This is a genomic window from Streptomyces sp. WAC04114 (genome assembly GCF_019733245.1).
GTDB lineage: Bacteria > Actinomycetota > Actinomycetes > Streptomycetales > Streptomycetaceae > Streptomyces > Streptomyces massasporeus_A.
Genome location: NZ_JAIGQA010000048.1, coordinates 1 through 16479, shown reverse-complemented (window position 1 = coordinate 16479; position 16479 = coordinate 1). Strand labels below are relative to the sequence as shown.

Annotated in this window: 15 protein-coding genes; 11 read left to right on the top strand and 4 right to left on the bottom strand. The window is 72.1% G+C overall.

Annotated elements, in window-relative coordinates:
* The first annotated feature begins 18 nt into the window (after positions 1 to 18).
* From rpe to K4G64_RS15540, 7 genes are all read left to right on the top strand, one after another.
* Positions 19 to 705, top strand: coding sequence for a ribulose-phosphate 3-epimerase (gene rpe / locus K4G64_RS15570; RefSeq protein ID WP_221756637.1), 687 nt, complete (start codon positions 19 to 21; stop codon positions 703 to 705).
* Positions 706 to 783: 78 nt separating this feature from the next.
* Positions 784 to 1827 carry a sugar-binding transcriptional regulator gene (locus K4G64_RS15565; protein WP_184913606.1) on the top strand — a complete coding sequence of 348 codons (1044 nt, stop codon included), beginning with the start codon at positions 784 to 786 and terminating at the stop codon, positions 1825 to 1827.
* A 23-nt stretch (positions 1828 to 1850) separates the two neighbouring features.
* Positions 1851 to 2204, top strand: coding sequence for a barstar family protein (locus K4G64_RS15560; protein ID WP_221756636.1), 354 nt, complete (start codon positions 1851 to 1853; stop codon positions 2202 to 2204).
* A 108-nt stretch (positions 2205 to 2312) separates the two neighbouring features.
* Positions 2313 to 3755: a GuaB1 family IMP dehydrogenase-related protein gene (locus tag K4G64_RS15555; RefSeq protein WP_221756635.1), complete on the top strand. Its 1443-nt coding sequence runs from the start codon at positions 2313 to 2315 to the stop codon at positions 3753 to 3755.
* A gap of 318 nt (positions 3756 to 4073) precedes the next feature.
* Positions 4074 to 5543 (top strand): amino acid permease, encoded by a 1470-nt coding sequence (locus tag K4G64_RS15550; RefSeq protein WP_221756634.1) that lies wholly within the window; start codon positions 4074 to 4076, stop codon positions 5541 to 5543.
* A gap of 10 nt (positions 5544 to 5553) precedes the next feature.
* A complete protein-coding gene (locus K4G64_RS15545; RefSeq protein ID WP_053668336.1) occupies positions 5554 to 6006 on the top strand; it encodes an Lrp/AsnC family transcriptional regulator in 453 nt (150 codons plus the stop codon).
* Positions 6007 to 6142: 136 nt separating this feature from the next.
* Positions 6143 to 7339, top strand: coding sequence for an MFS transporter (locus K4G64_RS15540; protein WP_221756633.1), 1197 nt, complete (start codon positions 6143 to 6145; stop codon positions 7337 to 7339).
* Here K4G64_RS15540 and K4G64_RS15535 read toward each other — a convergent pair.
* Positions 7308 to 7901 carry a Repetin gene (locus tag K4G64_RS15535; RefSeq protein ID WP_221756632.1) on the bottom strand — a complete coding sequence of 198 codons (594 nt, stop codon included), beginning with the start codon at positions 7899 to 7901 and terminating at the stop codon, positions 7308 to 7310. The two genes, K4G64_RS15540 and K4G64_RS15535, sit on opposite strands and share 32 nt — an antisense overlap.
* Before the next feature lie 299 nt (positions 7902 to 8200).
* Between K4G64_RS15535 and K4G64_RS15530 the strand changes: the two genes are divergently transcribed.
* Both K4G64_RS15530 and K4G64_RS15525 read left to right on the top strand, forming a co-directional pair.
* A complete protein-coding gene (locus tag K4G64_RS15530; RefSeq protein WP_221756631.1) occupies positions 8201 to 8989 on the top strand; it encodes a carbon-nitrogen hydrolase family protein in 789 nt (262 codons plus the stop codon).
* A gap of 52 nt (positions 8990 to 9041) precedes the next feature.
* A complete protein-coding gene (locus K4G64_RS15525) occupies positions 9042 to 10739 on the top strand; it encodes an NAD(P)/FAD-dependent oxidoreductase (RefSeq protein WP_221756630.1) in 1698 nt (565 codons plus the stop codon).
* On the opposite strand, the gene K4G64_RS15520 is transcribed toward K4G64_RS15525, so the two are convergent.
* Positions 10736 to 11455: a DUF5995 family protein gene (locus K4G64_RS15520; RefSeq protein WP_221756629.1), complete on the bottom strand. Its 720-nt coding sequence runs from the start codon at positions 11453 to 11455 to the stop codon at positions 10736 to 10738. The two genes, K4G64_RS15525 and K4G64_RS15520, sit on opposite strands and share 4 nt — an antisense overlap.
* A 175-nt stretch (positions 11456 to 11630) precedes the next feature.
* Here K4G64_RS15520 and K4G64_RS15515 point away from each other — a divergent pair, with 175 nt between their 5' ends.
* On the top strand, positions 11631 to 12761 hold the full coding sequence (locus K4G64_RS15515) for a glycoside hydrolase family 6 protein (protein WP_221756654.1): 1131 nt from the start codon (positions 11631 to 11633) through the stop codon (positions 12759 to 12761).
* On the opposite strand, the gene K4G64_RS15510 is transcribed toward K4G64_RS15515, so the two are convergent.
* Entirely contained in the window at positions 12740 to 14119 is a 1380-nt protein-coding gene (locus K4G64_RS15510; RefSeq protein ID WP_221756628.1) for a uracil-xanthine permease family protein, read from the bottom strand. The two genes, K4G64_RS15515 and K4G64_RS15510, sit on opposite strands and share 22 nt — an antisense overlap.
* 86 nt (positions 14120 to 14205) lie before the next feature.
* The gene (locus tag K4G64_RS15505) at positions 14206 to 15411 is read right to left on the bottom strand and encodes an MFS transporter (protein ID WP_221756627.1); all 1206 of its coding nucleotides are present in this window, start codon (positions 15409 to 15411) and stop codon (positions 14206 to 14208) included.
* 135 nt (positions 15412 to 15546) lie between these two features.
* Here K4G64_RS15505 and K4G64_RS15500 point away from each other — a divergent pair.
* The coding region (locus tag K4G64_RS15500; protein WP_221756626.1) for an ROK family transcriptional regulator at positions 15547 to 16479 on the top strand (933 nt) is incomplete at its 3' end.

Here is a 16479-nt window from a genome sequence, read left to right as displayed (position 1 = left end):
GCATGGCAGTCTTAGGACATGGCCGCGCAGATCAACCCCAGCATCCTGTCCGCAGACTTCGCCCGCCTCGCGGACGAGGCGAAGGCCGTGGAAGGAGCCGACTGGCTCCACGTCGACGTCATGGACAACCATTTCGTCCCGAACCTCACGCTCGGCGTGCCGGTCGTAGAGTCGCTGGCCCGTGCGACGGACACCCCGCTGGACTGCCATCTGATGATCGAGGCCCCCGATCGGTGGGCGCCCCAGTACGTGGAAGCGGGGGCCGGTTCCGTCACCTTCCATGTCGAGGCCGCCGCCGCCCCGGTCCGGCTCGCCCGGGAGATCCGCGCCAAGGGCGCCCGCGCCTCCATGGCGCTGAAGCCCGCCACGCCCATCGAGCCGTACGAGGACCTGCTCCCCGAGCTCGACATGCTGCTGATCATGACGGTCGAACCGGGCTTCGGGGGACAGGCCTTCCTCGACATCATGCTTCCGAAGATTCGCCGCACCCGCGAGTTGATCAGCAAGCACGGACTGGAGCTCTGGCTCCAGGTCGACGGCGGAGTTTCCGCTTCAACGATCGAGCGGTGCGCCGAGGCCGGAGCCGACGTCTTCGTGGCCGGATCGGCGGTCTACGGGGCAAACGACCCGGCCCAGGCGGTACGTGCACTACGCACCCAGGCCGAGGCGGCCACGGCGAAGGCCTCCTGGGCCTGCGACCACTGAGCCACAGCAAAGTGAACGGCTCTCATCAGGGCTGATCAACCGCGCCACATCTGCAAGGATGAACGGCGAATCCAGAGTGTGAACAGCAGTGAGGAGATCGCCGTGTCGGGTATGTCGGCGGGCCGGTCAGCCATGCGGATGGGACCCGCTGAGCTGGTGCAGGCGGCGGCCATGGCCCGCCGCTTCTACCTCGAGGGCAAGTCCAAGATCCAGATCGCGGAGGAGTTCGGCGTCAGCCGCTTCAAGGTGGCCCGGGTCCTGGAGACCGCCCTCGAGCGGGATCTCGTACGTATCGAGATCCGTGTGCCTGCCGAGCTGGACGCCGAGCGCTCGGACGCGCTCCGCGCCCGCTACGGCCTCAGGCACGCCGTCGTGGTCGAGTCTCCGGCCGAGGCCGAGGAGACGCCCGACCCCGAGAACCTGGGAGAGGTGGCCGCCGACCTGCTCGGCGAACTGGTCGACGAAGGTGATGTGCTGGGCCTGGCCTGGGGCCGCTCCACCATCCACATGGCGGCGGCGCTCGACCGGCTGCCCCCGTGCACGGTGGTGCAGCTGACGGGCGTGTACGACGCCGGGACCGCCGAGCGCGGCTCCGTCGAGGCCGTGCGCCGCGCCGCCCAGGTGTCCGGCGGCGACGCCCACCCCATCTACGCGCCGATGCTGCTGCCCGACGCGGCCACGGCCACGGCGCTGCGCAACCAGACCGGGATCGCCCGGGCCTTCGAGCACTTCGACAAGGTCACGGTCGCCTGTGTCTCCATCGGCTCCTGGGAGCCGGGCATCTCCACGGTGCACGACATGCTCAGCGACGAGGAGCGCGCGCACTACGCCTCGCTCGGTGTCGCCGCCGAGATGTCCGCGCACCTCTTCGACGCCGACGGCCGCCGGGTCGGCCGGGACCTCGGCGAGCGGTGCATCACCGTGAAGGCCGACCAGCTCCGCCGGATCCCCGAGGTCGTGGCGATCGCGGGCGGGCAGCGCAAGGGGCCCGCGATCGACGCGGTGCTGCGTTCCGGGCTCGTCACCAGCCTGGTGACGGACACGTCGGCCGCGGACTACCTGATGACGGCCGGCCCGGCGCCGAAGTCCGCGCTCAACCGGTCCGACCCGGACGGGGTCTGACGGTGGCCGGGGAGCCGCGCGGGGTGACCGACGACCCGGCGGGCCGGGTCGTGGTCGTCCTGGACCTGGACGGGGTCACGGACAAGGCGGGCCTCATGGACCGCTGCGCCCGTGACCTGGCCCTGCCCGACTGGTTCGGCCGCAACTGGGACGCGCTGGCCGACTGTCTGGCCGACCCCGCCCTCTGGCCCGAGGAGGCCGGGGAGCGGGGGCTGCTGGTCGTCGTCCGCGGTTGGCGCAGGTACGCCGAGACGCGGCCCGACGAGTGGCAGGTCGCCGAGGAGATCTTCGCCGAGGCGACGGACCGGGGTCCGGGGCTGTTCGTGACCCTCGGCCTTGGAGAATCCTCCGAGAGGCCCCCTGACCAGCTTGGATGATCCGCTGGGGGTGGTTCGGGCGGGTGGCATGGGAGAATGAAGTACGTGCTCTTTCCCCCTGGCCGGCCGGTCGGGGGGTCACCTCTGATCGACTGGGATGTGCAGCACGTGCGTTTCCTCAATGACATCCAGCCCGGGTACGACCTGACGTACGACGACGTCTTCATGGTGCCGAGCCGCTCTTCGGTGGGTTCGCGGCAGGCCGTCGACCTCAGCTCCCCGGACGGCACGGGCACCACCATCCCGCTCGTCGTCGCCAACATGACCGCCATCGCCGGCCGCCGCATGGCCGAGACCGTGGCCCGCCGCGGTGGCCTCGTGGTGATCCCGCAGGACATCCCGAACGACGTGGTCACCGACGTCGTCTCGTGGGTGAAGAGCCGGCACCTGGTGCTGGACACCCCGATCATCCTGTCCCCGCACCAGACGGTCGCGGACGCGCTGTCCCTGCTGCCCAAGCGCGCGCACGACGCCGGTGTCGTCGTCGACGAGAACCACAAGCCGGTCGGCGTGGTCACCGACGCCGACCTGTCCGGCGTGGACCGCTTCACGCAGCTCGCCGAGGTCATGTCCCGGGACCTGCTGCTCATCGAGGCGGACATGGACCCGGGCGAGGCCTTCAACACCCTCGACCACGCCAACCGCCGCTATGCCCCCGCGGTCAACGAGGACGGCACGCTCGCCGGCATCCTGACCCGCAAGGGCGCCCTGCGCGCCACGCTCTACCAGCCGGCCACCGACGCCCGGGGCCGGCTGCGCATCGCCGCCGCCGTCGGCATCAACGGCGATGTCGTGGGCAAGGCCCGGCAGCTGCTGGACGCGGGTGTCGACGCGCTCGTCATCGACACGGCCCACGGCCACCAGGAGTCGATGATCAGCGCCCTGAAGCTGGTGCGCGACCTCGACCCGCAGGTGCCGATCGTCGCGGGCAACGTGGTCGCCGCCGCGGGTGTGCGCGACCTCATCGAGGCCGGTGCGGACATCGTCAAGGTCGGTGTCGGCCCCGGCGCCATGTGCACCACGCGCATGATGACCGGCGTCGGCCGGCCGCAGTTCTCCGCCGTCCTGGAATGCGCCGCCGAGGCCGCGAAGTACGGCAAGCACGTCTGGGCCGACGGCGGTGTCCGCCACCCGCGCGACGTCGCCATGGCCCTCGCGGCCGGTGCCTCCAACGTGATGGTCGGCTCCTGGTTCGCGGGCACCTACGAGTCCCCGGGCGACCTCCAGCACGACGCCCAGGGCCGCGCCTACAAGGAGTCCTTCGGCATGGCGTCCGCCCGGGCCGTGCGCAACCGCACCTCGGAGGAGTCGGCGTACGACCGCGCCCGCAAGGCGCTGTTCGAGGAGGGCATCTCCACCTCCCGCATGTTCCTCGATCCGGCCCGCCCGGGCGTCGAGGACCTGATCGACTCGATCATCGCGGGCGTCCGCTCCTCCTGCACCTACGCCGGCGCGGGCTCCCTGCAGGAGTTCGCCGAGAAGGCCGTCGTCGGCATCCAGAGCGCCGCCGGTTACGCGGAGGGCAAGCCCCTGCACGCCAGCTGGAGCTGACACCCGCGACGCTTCGCCGAACGGCCCCCGCCGACCCGCCCCGCGGGACGTGCGGGGGCCGTTTCGTTGCGTCGTCGGGGGCCTCCGAGAAGCGCCGCTGCAACACTCGACAGCCGTCCCGCAACGAACACCCGCGCAGCCCCGGGGAACGCAATGATCTTGCAGGTACGCGCAAGGTTGCTGCATTTCGACAGCAACGCCGTTGCTCATAGGCTGTCGCCTCGTACGTGGCGTGGCGGGGACTCCGCTCGGTGGGTCCCTGCTCAAGGGCACCCGCGGTCCCTGCCGCCCTGACCGGCAGCGATAAGGAGCCAGCGCGTGCTCGACCAAGGCGCACCCCCGCAGAACCCAGGCCAGACAGCCGCCCCCGCGCCCCCCGGCATCGGCGCGCGTCTCATGCGCCGCAAGCCCGTGGAACGCCTGGTCGCGGAGGGTGGGCAGGGCGAGGGAGGCTCGCTGCGCCGCACCCTCGGGCTGTGGCAGCTCACCATGATCAGCATCGGTGCCACCCTCGGCACCGGCATCTTCGTCGTCCTCGGCGAGGCCGTCCCCAAGGCGGGCCCGGCCGTCACGCTCTCCTTCGTCATCGCCGGCCTCACCGCCCTGTTCTCGGCCCTGTCCTACGCCGAACTGGCCGGCAGCATCCCGGTCGCCGGCTCCTCCTACTCGTATGCGTACGCAACGATGGGCGAGCTGATCGCCTGGATATGCGGCTGGTGCCTGGTCCTGGAGTACGGCGTGTCGGTCGCCGCCGTCGCGGTCGGCTGGGGCGAGTACCTCAACGAGCTGCTCGACGGGACCATCGGCGTCACCATCCCGGCCGCGCTCTCCGCCCCGCCCGGCGACGGCGGCGTGTTCAACCTCCCGGCGCTGATCGTCGTCCTGCTCGCGATGGCGTTCCTGCTGGGCGGCGCCCGCGAGTCCGCCCGTGCCAACACCGTCATGGTCGTCGTGAAGATCGCCGCGCTGGTGATGTTCTGCGCCATCGGCGTCCAGGGCTTCCGCTCCGGCAACTACGAGAACTTCATGCCGCTCGGCATGGCCGGAGTCAGCGCGGCCGGCGCCACGCTGTTCTTCTCCTACATCGGCTTCGACGCCGCCTCCACCGCCGGCGAGGAGGCCAAGAACGCCCAGCGCGACCTGCCCCGCGCGATCATGCTGTCGCTGGTCATCGTCACCGCGCTGTACGTCCTCGTCGCGGCCGTCGCGGTCGGCGCCAAGCCCTGGAAGGGCTTCACCGACTCCGAGGCCGCCCTCGCCCAGATCATGCGCGAGGTCACCGGGCAGACGTTCTGGGGCACGCTGCTGGCCTTCTGCGCCGTCATCGCCATCGCCAGCGTGGTGCTGACCGTGCTGTACGGCCAGACCCGCATCCTGTTCGCCATGTCCCGCGACGGGCTGGTGCCGAAGGTGTTCGCCAAGGTCCACCCGAAGACCGGCGCCCCCCGCGCCAACACCCTGATCGTCTCCCTGTTCTGCGGGGTCCTGGCCGCCGCGATCCCGCTCGGGCAGCTCGCCGACGCCACCAGCATCGGCACCCTGTTCGCCTTCGCCCTCGTCAACGTGGCCGTCGTGGTGCTGCGCCGCACCAAGCCGGACATGCCCCGCACCTTCCGGGTGCCGCTCTCGCCGGTCCTGCCCGCGCTGGGCTTCGCCTTCTGTGTGTGGATGATGGGCAGCCTGTCCACCGTGACCTGGGTGGTCTTCGGTGTCTGGATGGCCGCCGGTCTCGTGTTCTACTTCGGGTACGGCTACCGCCGTTCCCGACTCGCGCCATCCGAAAAGTGATCAACCCACTGTGCTGAACGATCTCGACGAACGCATCGTGCACGCCCTCGCCGAGGACGCCCGCCGCTCCTACGCCGACATCGGCCAACTCGTCGGCCTGTCCGCACCCGCCGTGAAACGGCGCGTGGACCGGCTGCGGGCCACCGGAGCCATCACCGGCTTCACCGTACGGGTGGACCCGGGCGCCCTCGGCTGGGAGACCGAGGGGTTCGTCGAGATCTACTGCCGCGGGAACACCTCCCCGGAGACCATCCAGCGGGGCCTGGAGCGCTACCAGGAGGTCGTGGCCGCGTCCACCGTCACCGGGGACGCGGACGCGATCGCCCAGGTCTTCGCCTCCGACATGCGCCACTTCGAACGGGTCCTGGAGCGGATCGCCGGCGAGCCGTTCGTCGAGCGCACCAAGTCCGTGCTCGTGCTCTCGCCGCTGCTGCGGCGCTTCTCGTCGGGTTCGCCCACGTAACTCCGTGGCCCCCGGCGAGCGACACCCCTAGCCTGGGTGTCATGACCTGGCGACATTGATCCACCAGCCGTGCCTCCCGAGGACCGCCTCGGCCGCCGTACCTCCGGCGTCCGATCCGTCCTTCCGGGAAGGCCCCATGACACTCTCACCCGCCCGCGCGCCCGTCACCGGTGTCCGCCGCCTGACGCGCACGCTGTACGGCTACGCGTTCCTCGACGACTTCGTCCTGCTCTACCCGGTGTACGCGCTGCTGTTCGCCGACGCCGGCATGTCGCTCTGGCAGATCTCCTCCCTGTTCGCCCTGTGGTCGGTCACCGGTGTGGTGCTCGAAGTGCCCTCCGGTGCCTGGGCCGACGCCATGTCGCGGCGCAGGCTGCTGTGGATCGGCCCGCTGCTGACCGCCGCCGGCTTCGCGCTGTGGGTGGCCGTCCCGTCGTACGCGGCCTTCGCGGCCGGCTTCGTCCTGTGGGGCGCGGGCGGAGCGCTCGGCTCCGGCGCACTGGAGGCACTGGTCTACGACGAGCTGGACCGGCTCGGCGCCGCCGACCGGTATGCGCGGGTCATGGGCCGGGCCCGGGCCGCGCGCCTGCTGGGCACCGTGGCCGCCACCGGCCTCGCGGGCCCCTTCTTCGCCCGGGGCGGCTACGAGGCGGTCGGCGCCGCGAGCTTCCTGGCCTGTGTGCTGACCGCCCTCACCGCGACCCGGTTCCCGGAGCACCGGGTGCGGCCGGGGAGCACCGGCGACACCTGGGCGACCACCCTGCGCACCGGACTCGCCGAGGCCCGCGGGAACCGTGCGGTGCGCGGCGCCCTGCTGCTGGTCCCGGCCGTCGCCGCGGTGTGGGGCGCACTCGACGAGTACACCCCGCTGCTGATCCGCGACCTCGGAGTCGCCGAGGCCACCGTGCCCTACCTCGTCATGCTGGTCTGGGCGGGCGTCACCCTCGGCAGCCTCCTGGCCGGACCGGCCGAACGCCTCGGCACGACCGGGCTCGCGCTGCTGCTCGGGGGCGCCGCCCTCGCCCTGGCCGTGGGAGCCACGGCCCGCTCCCTGGCCGGTGTCGTCCTGGTGAGCCTCGCCTTCGCCGGGTTCCAGCTGGCCGAGGTGCTCGCCGACGTCCGCCTCCAGCACCGCATCGACGAGTCCCGCCGGGCCACGCTCACCTCGGTGGCGAACCTGGGCACCGAGCTGGCGACCGTCGCCACGTTCGGTCTGTACGCCCTGCTCGGGACCGACATGGCGCACAGCACCGTCTTCGCGGTGCTGGCCATCCCCTACCTGGTGACGGCCCTGGCGCTGGCTAGAGCGCGGGCCGCCACGGCACGACCCTGAAGTCGCCCGTCCCCTTCGCGACCTTCTCGAAGGGGGCGGAACTCACGCACGTGGGCAGCTCCTCGGTGTCGACGGGGCTGCCCGTGGAGGCCCAGCTGTAGCCGAGCCGGTCATGGCGTCCGAGGTCGTGGACGGTGACGCCGACCCGCTTGCCCTCGGCGCCCGGCAGGTCGGAGTCGGTGATGACGCCGGAGACCACGGCGACCTTGCCCCCGGTGAGCAGGCAGTCGACCTTCACCTCGGCCCGGGCGCCCTCGCCGTTCAGATAGTGGCTGAACGCGAAGGTGCCGGTGGCCTTCGACGGGTCGGCCTTGTCCTTCGCGGCCAGGTGCGCGTCGAACGAGAACGTGATGTCGTCCCCGGCCGAGCGGTACAGCTTGGCGGTGCCGGTGAGGGCCGCGGCCTCCCGCTGCCGGGGTTCCGACGCGGTCGCCCGCCGCAGGGGCGCGTCCGAAGCGGTCGCCCGCTCCCTGGGCGCGTCCGACGCGGTCGCGGCCGAGGCCGCTCCGGCCGTGAGCAGGAGCGCGGAGCCGAGCACGACGATCTTCGTACGGCGCTTCATTTCGGGTCCTTCCGCAGGTCGTGTGGACAGCCCTCACTCTTCCGGCCCGGCCCGGCAGGGACATCGCGCCCGGGGCGGGACCCGGCCTCCGCCGTGCGGCGGGGGAGGCCGTGAGCGGCTGCGCTCCGAGGAGGAGCGGGAGTCCGACCCGAGGCGCGCAACGAATCGCCGCCCGGCCCCGCGCGCACGCAACGAACCGTTCAGCGGCGCGCAACGGCTCCTTCTTGTCCGCCCTGGTCAGCCGCCCGTACCGTCTACATGGCCCCTCCAACCACCCTTCCGCCCGGTGAGGAACACGCATGCGCACCGCCCTGCTCCAGAGCTCCGGCCGCCCCGGCTCGACCGTCGAGAACCTCAAGGTCCTCGACGAGGCCGCGGGCCGGGCCGCCGCCGCCGGGGCCGGGCTGCTCGTCACGGCGGAGATGTTCCTGACCGGCTACGCGATCGGCGACGACATCGGCCGGCTCGCCGAGTCCGCCGACGGCGACTGCGCCGACGCGATCGCCGAGATCGCCACGCACCACGGCCTGGCGATCGCCTACGGCTACCCCGAGCGGTCCGGCGACACGGTGTTCAACTCCGCCCAGCTGATCTCCGCCGACGGCACCCGGCTCGCGAACTACCGCAAGACCCACCTCTTCGGCTGCTTCGAGCGCGACCACTTCACGCGGGGCGACCTGCCGGTCGTCCAGGCCGAGATCGACGGCCTGCGGGTCGGCATCCTGATCTGCTACGACGTGGAGTTCCCGGAGAACGTCCGCGCGCACGCCCTGGCCGGCACCGACCTGCTGGTCGTCCCGACCGCGCAGATGCACCCGTTCCAGTTCGTCGCCGAGTCGATGATCCCGGTGCGTGCCTTCGAGAACCAGATGTACGTCGCGTACGTCAACCGGGTCGGCCGGGAGGGCGAGTTCGAGTTCGTGGGCCTGTCCACGCTGGCCGGCCCCGACGGCGTCGCCCGGACCCGGGCCGGGCGCGGTGAGGAACTCGTGCTCGCCGACGCCGACCCGGCCTTCCTCGCCGCGTCGCGCGAGAACAACCCGTATCTGCGGGACCGGCGGCCCGGCCTGTACGGCCCGCTCGTCTGACCCCCCTGAACCCGAAACGCCCGTTCGTACCCGTGCAAGGAGTCCGTACCCCATGACGTCCACCGTGCCCAACGCCGTCGAGCACGCTGACGCGCAGCAGCCGCCGATCACCATGTTCGGCCCGGACTTCCCGTACGCCTACGACGACTTCCTCGCCCACCCGGCGGGTCTCGGGCAGATACCCGCGACGGAGCACGGCGCGGAGGTCGCGGTCATCGGCGGCGGCCTGTCCGGCATCGTCGCCGCGTACGAGCTGATGAAGATGGGCCTCAAGCCGGTCGTGTACGAGGCCGACCAGATCGGCGGCCGGCTGCGGACCGTGGGCTTCGACGGGTGCGACGAGTCCCTCACCGCCGAGATGGGCGCGATGCGCTTCCCGCCGTCCTCCACGGCCCTCCAGCACTACATCGACCTCGTCGGCCTCGAGACGCGGCCGTTCCCCAACCCCCTCTCCGAGGCGACCCCGTCGACCGTCGTCGACCTCAAGGGCGAGTCGCACTACGCCGAGACGATCGAGGACCTGCCGCAGGTCTACCGTGACGTCGCCGAGGCATGGGGCCGCTGCCTGGAGGAGGGCGCCGACTTCTCCGACATGAACCGCGCCCTGCGCGAGCGGGACGTGCCGCGCATCCGCGAGATCTGGTCCAAGCTCGTCGAGAAGCTCGACAACCAGACCTTCTACGGCTTCCTCTGCGACTCCGAGGCGTTCAAGTCCTTCCGGCACCGCGAGATCTTCGGCCAGGTCGGCTTCGGCACGGGCGGCTGGGACACCGACTTCCCCAACTCCATCCTGGAGATCCTGCGCGTCGTCTACACCGAGGCCGACGACCACCACCGCGGCATCGTCGGCGGCTCCCAGCAGCTCCCGCTGCGCCTGTGGGAGCGTGAGCCGCAGAAGATCGTCCACTGGGCCCAGGGCACCTCGCTGGCGACCCTGCACGAGGGCGGCGAGCCCCGCCCGGCCGTGACCCGGCTGCACCGCACCGCCGGCAACCGCATCACGGTGACCGACGCGGACGGCGACATCCGCACCTTCCGGGCGGCGATCTTCACCGCCCAGTCCTGGATGCTGCTGTCGAAGATCGCCTGTGACGACTCGCTCTTCCCGATCGACCACTGGACGGCGATCGAGCGCACCCACTACATGGAGAGCTCCAAGCTCTTCGTCCCGGTCGACCGGCCGTTCTGGCTCGACAAGGACGAGGAGACGGGCCGGGACGTCATGTCGATGACGCTCACCGACCGGATGACGCGCGGCACCTACCTCCTGGACGACGGCCCGGACAAGCCGGCCACCATCTGCCTCTCCTACACCTGGTGCGACGACAGCCTGAAGTGGCTGCCGCTGTCCGCGAACGAGCGGATGGAGGTCATGCTGAAGTCGCTCGGCGAGATCTATCCCAAGGTCGACATCCGGGGGCACATCATCGGCAACCCGGTGACGGTCTCCTGGGAGAACGAGCCCTACTTCATGGGCGCGTTCAAGGCCAACCTGCCCGGCCACTACCGCTACCAGCGGCGCCTGTTCACCCACTTCATGCAGGACCGGCTGCCCGAGGACAAGCGTGGCATCTTCCTCGCCGGCGACGACATCTCCTGGACGGCCGGCTGGGCCGAGGGCGCGATCCAGACCGCCCTCAACGCGGTCTGGGGCGTCATGCACCACCTGGGCGGCGCCACCGACGCGACCAACCCGGGCCCCGGCGACGTCTACGACGAGATCGCGCCGGTCGAACTGCCGGAGGACTAGGGGACCAGCGGCACCCCGGGCTCGGTCAGGGGCGTCAGCAGCATGCGCCCCGCGAAACCCACCGCGGTGTCCAGGCGTTCGGTGAACTCGCCCGCGACATCGGGCAGTTCACGCAGGGCCCACAAGGCCCGGGCCGCCGTCCACGCGGCGTCCCGGGCGCGCTCCAGGCTCCAGGAGCCGAGCAGATGGGTCAGCGGGTCGGCGATCCGGAACAGATCGGGGACCGGCATCAGATCGTCGCGGATGCGCTCCTCCAGCGACAGGAGGAGATCGCCCACCCTGTCGAACTCGTCCTCCAGATCGACGGGGGCGCAGCCGAGCGTACGGCAGGTGTCCACGACGGCCAGCGCGAGATCGTGCCCGATGTGCGCGTTGATGCCCGCCAGCGCGAACTGCAACGGCCGTACCCCGGGATGGCGGCGGAACTGGAACAGCGGCCGCCAGCACGCCGGCGGGCGCCGCTCGTCCGCGACCGCCTGGACGGCCGCCAGGTACCGCCGCGCGAACCGTACGTCCAGCGTGATCGCCGCATGGGCGTCCGCGAACCGACCGGTGTCGACCCACCGGTCCACCGCCTCCGTCACCGCGAGGTAGACGCGGTTGAAGACCGCCACCCCGTCCCGCGGGTGCAGCGCCGCGTCGAGCGCGCGCATACGGGAGATGACTGCGTCGACCGGAGTGTCCACGGCTGGGGGGAGTTGTTCGCATCGCGGCATGCGGGCAGAGTCGCAGCTCTAGGCTGGCCGGAGTACCGGCGGGCCCGGCGCTTCCCCGAAACGGGGGAACAGCGCCCGCCGCAGGGGGAGGGGGAGCAGCACGGTGTCAGGCTCGCGTGCCCAGCGCCTGGCCGCCCGCAGGGCCGGGCGCAGGCGAGTTGCCCGGCGCGGCGCGATGGTCGCGGCGGCCTCGCTCGTCGTGGCGGCCGGAGCGGTCGCGGGCGTCCTCGCCGCGTTCGACGACAAGCGGGCCTCGGACGAGGCCGCGCCGCCCGAGACCTCGGCGTCGCCCCGCCTGGCACCCCTGCCGGCCGTGCCGTCGCCGTCCGCGCCGGCCACTGCCGGATCCGCCTCGCCGTCCCCGTCCCCGTCCGCACGCCGGACGCAGAGCCCCGCGCCGCCGAGGACCGACACGAAGCGGGAGCGCACCACCACCGTGAACGGACGGCTCTACCGCCACCCCGACTCCCAGGTGATCGACTGGGTCCGCTCCCACGCCGGCGACCCCCGGCACGCGGTCATCGCGTCCCGTATCGCGGAGCAGCCCGCGGCCGTCTGGTTCGCCGACTACGCGCCGGACACCGTCACCGCCCGGGTCGCCGCCGTGACCTCGGGCGGGGCCGCGCTCGGCCGGGTGCCCGTCGTCGTGCCCTACGCGATCCCCGGCCGGGACTGCGGCGGCCACTCCCAGGGCGGGGCGCCCGACCTGGACGCCTACGACGCCTGGATCGACCGGTTCGCGGCGGGGCTGGGCTCCGGTGAGGTGATCGTCGTCCTGGAGCCGGACTCGGTCGCCCAGACCGAGTGCCTCTCCGCCGGTGACCGTGCGGACCGCTTCGCCTCGCTGGCCCGGGCCGGCCGCGTCCTGAAGTCCGCCAACCCACGGGCCCGGGTGTACTTCGACGCGGGGCACTCCGGCTGGAACGCGCCCGCCACGCAGGCGGCCTGGCTCAGGCAGGCCGGTGCCGCCTCGCCCGAGTCCTCCGACGGCATCTTCAGCAACGTCTCCAACTTCCACACCACCGCCGACGAGGTCGCCTACGACCGGCGGGTCCTCGACGCGCTCGGCGGCCCGGCGGACCTCGGCGCCGTCATCGACACCAGCCGCAACGGCAACGGCGCCCCGGCCGACGGCGAGTGGTGCGACCCCTCGGGCCGCAGGCTCGGCCGGACCCCGACCCTGAGCACCGGCGAGTCCCGGATCGACGCCTACCTGTGGGTGAAGCTGCCGGGGGAGTCGGACGGCTGCAAGGGCAGGCCGGGGACCTTCACGGCGTCGTACGCCTACGACTTGGCGTCGTCGTAGGAGGAGGTGCCCTCGTCCAGCAGCGGCGCCTGCGTCTTCAAGTGGGCCGGGGCGAAGGCCCGCAGGGCGTGGTAGCCGGTGATGACGACCACCGTGCCGAGCGCGATGCCGCTCAGCGAGAAGGTGTCCGAGAACTTCAGGGAGACGTTGCCGACGCCGATGATGATGCCCGCCGCGGCCGGGACCAGGTTCAGCGGATTGCGCAGATCCACCTTGGCGTTGATCCAGATCTGCGCGCCCAGCAGGCCGATCATGCCGTACAGGATGACGGTGATGCCGCCGAGCACCCCGCCCGGGATCGCCGCCACGACCGCGCCGAACTTCGGGCACAGGCCGAAGAGCAGGGCGAAGCAGGCCGCAGCCCAGTAGGCGGCCGTCGAGTACACGCGGGTCGCGGCCATCACGCCGATGTTCTCGGAGTAGGTGGTGTTGGGCGGGCCGCCGACGGCGGTGGACAGCATGGAGCCGACGCCGTCGGCCGCGATGGCCGTGCCGAGCTTGTCGTCCAGCGAGTCGCCGGTCATCTCGCCGACCGCCTTGACGTGCCCGGCGTTCTCCGCGACCAGCGCGATGACGACCGGCAGGGCGACCAGGATCGCCGACCACTCGAAGGACGGGGCGTGCAGGGTCGGCAGCCCGATCCAGTCGGCCTTGCCCACGCCGGAGAGGTCGAGCCGCCAGTGGTCGGTCAGCCTGCCGCTCGCGTCCACGGAGTGGATCTTGCCGAAGACCAGGTCGAAGACCCAGGAGATGCCGTACCCGAAGACCAGCCCGAGGAAGATCGCGATCCGGGACCAGAAGCCCCGCAGGCAGACGACGGCCAGACCGGTGAACAGCATCACCAGCAGGGCCGTCCACTGGTCCTGCGGCCAGTACGTCGAGGCCGTCACCGGCGCCAGGTTGAAGCCGATCAGCATCACCACCGCGCCGGTCACGATCGGCGGCATGGTGGCGTGGATGATCCGCGCCCCGAACCGCCGCACGGCCAGCCCCACCAGGAACAGCGCGCCCCCCACGACGAACACCGCTCCCGTGACGGTCGCGCTGCTGCCGCCCTGCGCCCGGATCACCGCCGCCACGCCCACGAAGGAGAGCGAGCAGCCCAGGTAGCTGGGCACGCTGCCGCGGGTGGCGAGGAGGAACACGATGGTGGCGACGCCCGACATCATAATCGCGAGGTTCGGGTCCAGGCCCATCAGGACGGGTGCGACGAAGGACGCGCCGAACATCGCCACCACGTGCTGTGCGCCGAGTCCGGCCGTACGGGGCCAGGAGAGCCGCTCGTCGGGGCGGACCACGGCGCCGGGCGCCGGGGTGCGTCCGTCGCCGTGCAGTTTCCAGCGGACGCCGAGATCCATGGTGCGGTTTCGCTTTCGTCGTGCCTGTGCGTGTCCGGACCATTGTCGGGGTGCGCCCACGGTGCTGATGACCGGGGCGGGTGTCCTCAGGGCCGCCGGTCGGCGACCACCGTGTCCGGGCGGCCGACCCTCGTCCGCTCACCGGGGCGCAACACCCCCGCGAACGCCACCAGACCGCAGGACAGCGCCGTCACCAGGCAGAACGACACCATCAGGCTGGTCGCCTGCGCCAGCATGCCGATCGCGCTCGGCGCGATCAGGCCCGAGGTGTAGGTGATGGTCGCGACACCCGCGATGGCCAGGCTCGGGTTGGCCCCGCTGCGGCCGGCCGCGGCGAAGCACAGCGGCACGACGACGGCGATGCCCAGCCCCATCAGCGCGAAGCCGCTCATGGCCACCGCCGGATGGTCCGCGACGACGATCAGCAGCCCGCCGAGGACGGCGAACACCCCGCTCGCCCGCACGGTCCGCACGGCACCGAAGCGGTCCACGACCCGGTCACCGGCGAGCCGGGCGACGGCCATGGTGAGCGTGAAGCCCGTCGTGCACGCCGCCGCGAGACCGGCCGAGGTCTCCAGCTGCTCGCGCAGATAGACCGCCGACCAGTCCAGGCTCGCGCCCTCCGCGAACACCGCGCAGAACCCGATCGCGCCGATGAGCAGCGCCGAGCGGGGCGGCAGGGCGAAGCGCGGCGGCGGCTCCTCGTCCTCGGCGGGCTGCAGGTCGAGCACCCACTGGCAGGACAGCACACCGACGACGGTGAGGACCGCGGCGGCCAGGACGTGGTGCAGCCGGGCGTCCGAGCCGAGGTGCGCGGCGAGCGTACCGGCCGCCGAGCCGACCAGGGCGCCGGCGCTCCACATGCCGTGCAGCCCCGACATGATCGACCGGCCGAGGCGGTTCTCCACCTCGACACCGAGGGCGTTCATCGCCACGTCCGCCATGCCCGCCGTCGCGCCGTACGTGAACAGGGCCAGACACAGCGTCAGGAGGTTGGGGGCGAGGGACGGCAGGACCAGGGACAGCGTCCACAGGGCGATCAGTCCGCGCAGCGCGTTGCGGGCGCCGAAGCGGTGGCTGATGCTGCCGGCGAGCGGCATCGCCACGGAGGCGCCGAGCGCGGGGAACGCGAGCGCGATGCCCAACTGGCCCGCGCTCACGCCCGCGTGGTCCTGGATCCAGGGCACGCGGGTCGCGAACGAGCCGGTCACGGCGCCGTGCACGGCGAAGACGGCGGCCACGGCGTACCGGGACCGCTTCACCTCGCGCTGCTCGTCGACCACGTTGCCCATTCTGCGGTCCCCCTCCAGGTCTCGGCCGTGCTCACGTCTGGTGCGGGCGTAAACTATCAGGAACCCTGCCTGATAATAAGAGGGTCTCCCGGCGGGCCCCGGTGAACGGTTCCGCCGATCTGGAAGGATCCCGGCATGCCCGCATCCCCGAGCACCGCCCGGGCCATCAACGACCGGCTCGCCCTGCGTCTGCTCCAGCAGGAAGGCCCGTTGACGGCAGGGCAGTTGAAGCAACTGACCGGTCTGTCCCGGCCGACCGTCGCCGACCTCGTCGAGCGCCTCGGCGCCGCCGGACTCATCGCGGTCGTCGGCGAGGCGGGGGAGCAGCGGCGCGGCCCCAACGCGAAGCTCTACGGCATCGTCGCCGACCGGGCGCACCTGGCCGCCCTCGACGTCCGCACCGAGGGAGTCGCCGTCGCCGTCGCGGACCTGGTGGGGCGGGTGCTGGCCGAGGCGTCGGTGCCCATCGCCGGTGACACGGGAACGGGTCCGGCCCTGGAGCAGGCGGTCGCGCTGGTCGAGCGCGTGGCGAAGGAGGCCGGCGCCGAACGCCTGCACACCGTCGGGATCGGGGCGCCCGGCCTGGTCGACCCCTCCAGCGGTGAACTCCGCGACTCCACCGGGCTTCCGGAGTGGCACCGCCGCCTCGTCGCCACCCTTCAGGAGCGATTGCCCGAGGCCCGCGTCAGCGTCGAGAACGAGACCAATCTCGCGGCGCTGGCCGAGCAGCGCGACGGGGCGGCCCAGGACCGGGACACCTTCGTCCTGCTGTGGCTGGGCCACGGGACGGGAGCGGCCGTGGTCCTCGACGGCTCCCTGCGCCGTGGCGCCTCCGGCGGCACCGGCGAGATCGGCTTCCTCCCGGTCCCGGGTACGCCGTCACTGCCGACCTCGACGGACTGCGAGGGTGGCTTCCACTCGCTGGCCGGGGCGGTGGCGGTCGTGGAACTGGCCGCGGAGCACGGGATTTCGGTGCAGGCGTCCGAGGCAGGGGTGGTCCGGGCGGCGGTGCCACTCCGGAAGCCCGGTGGAGTCGCGGAGTTCACCGCTGGAGGGGTCGACCAGGCC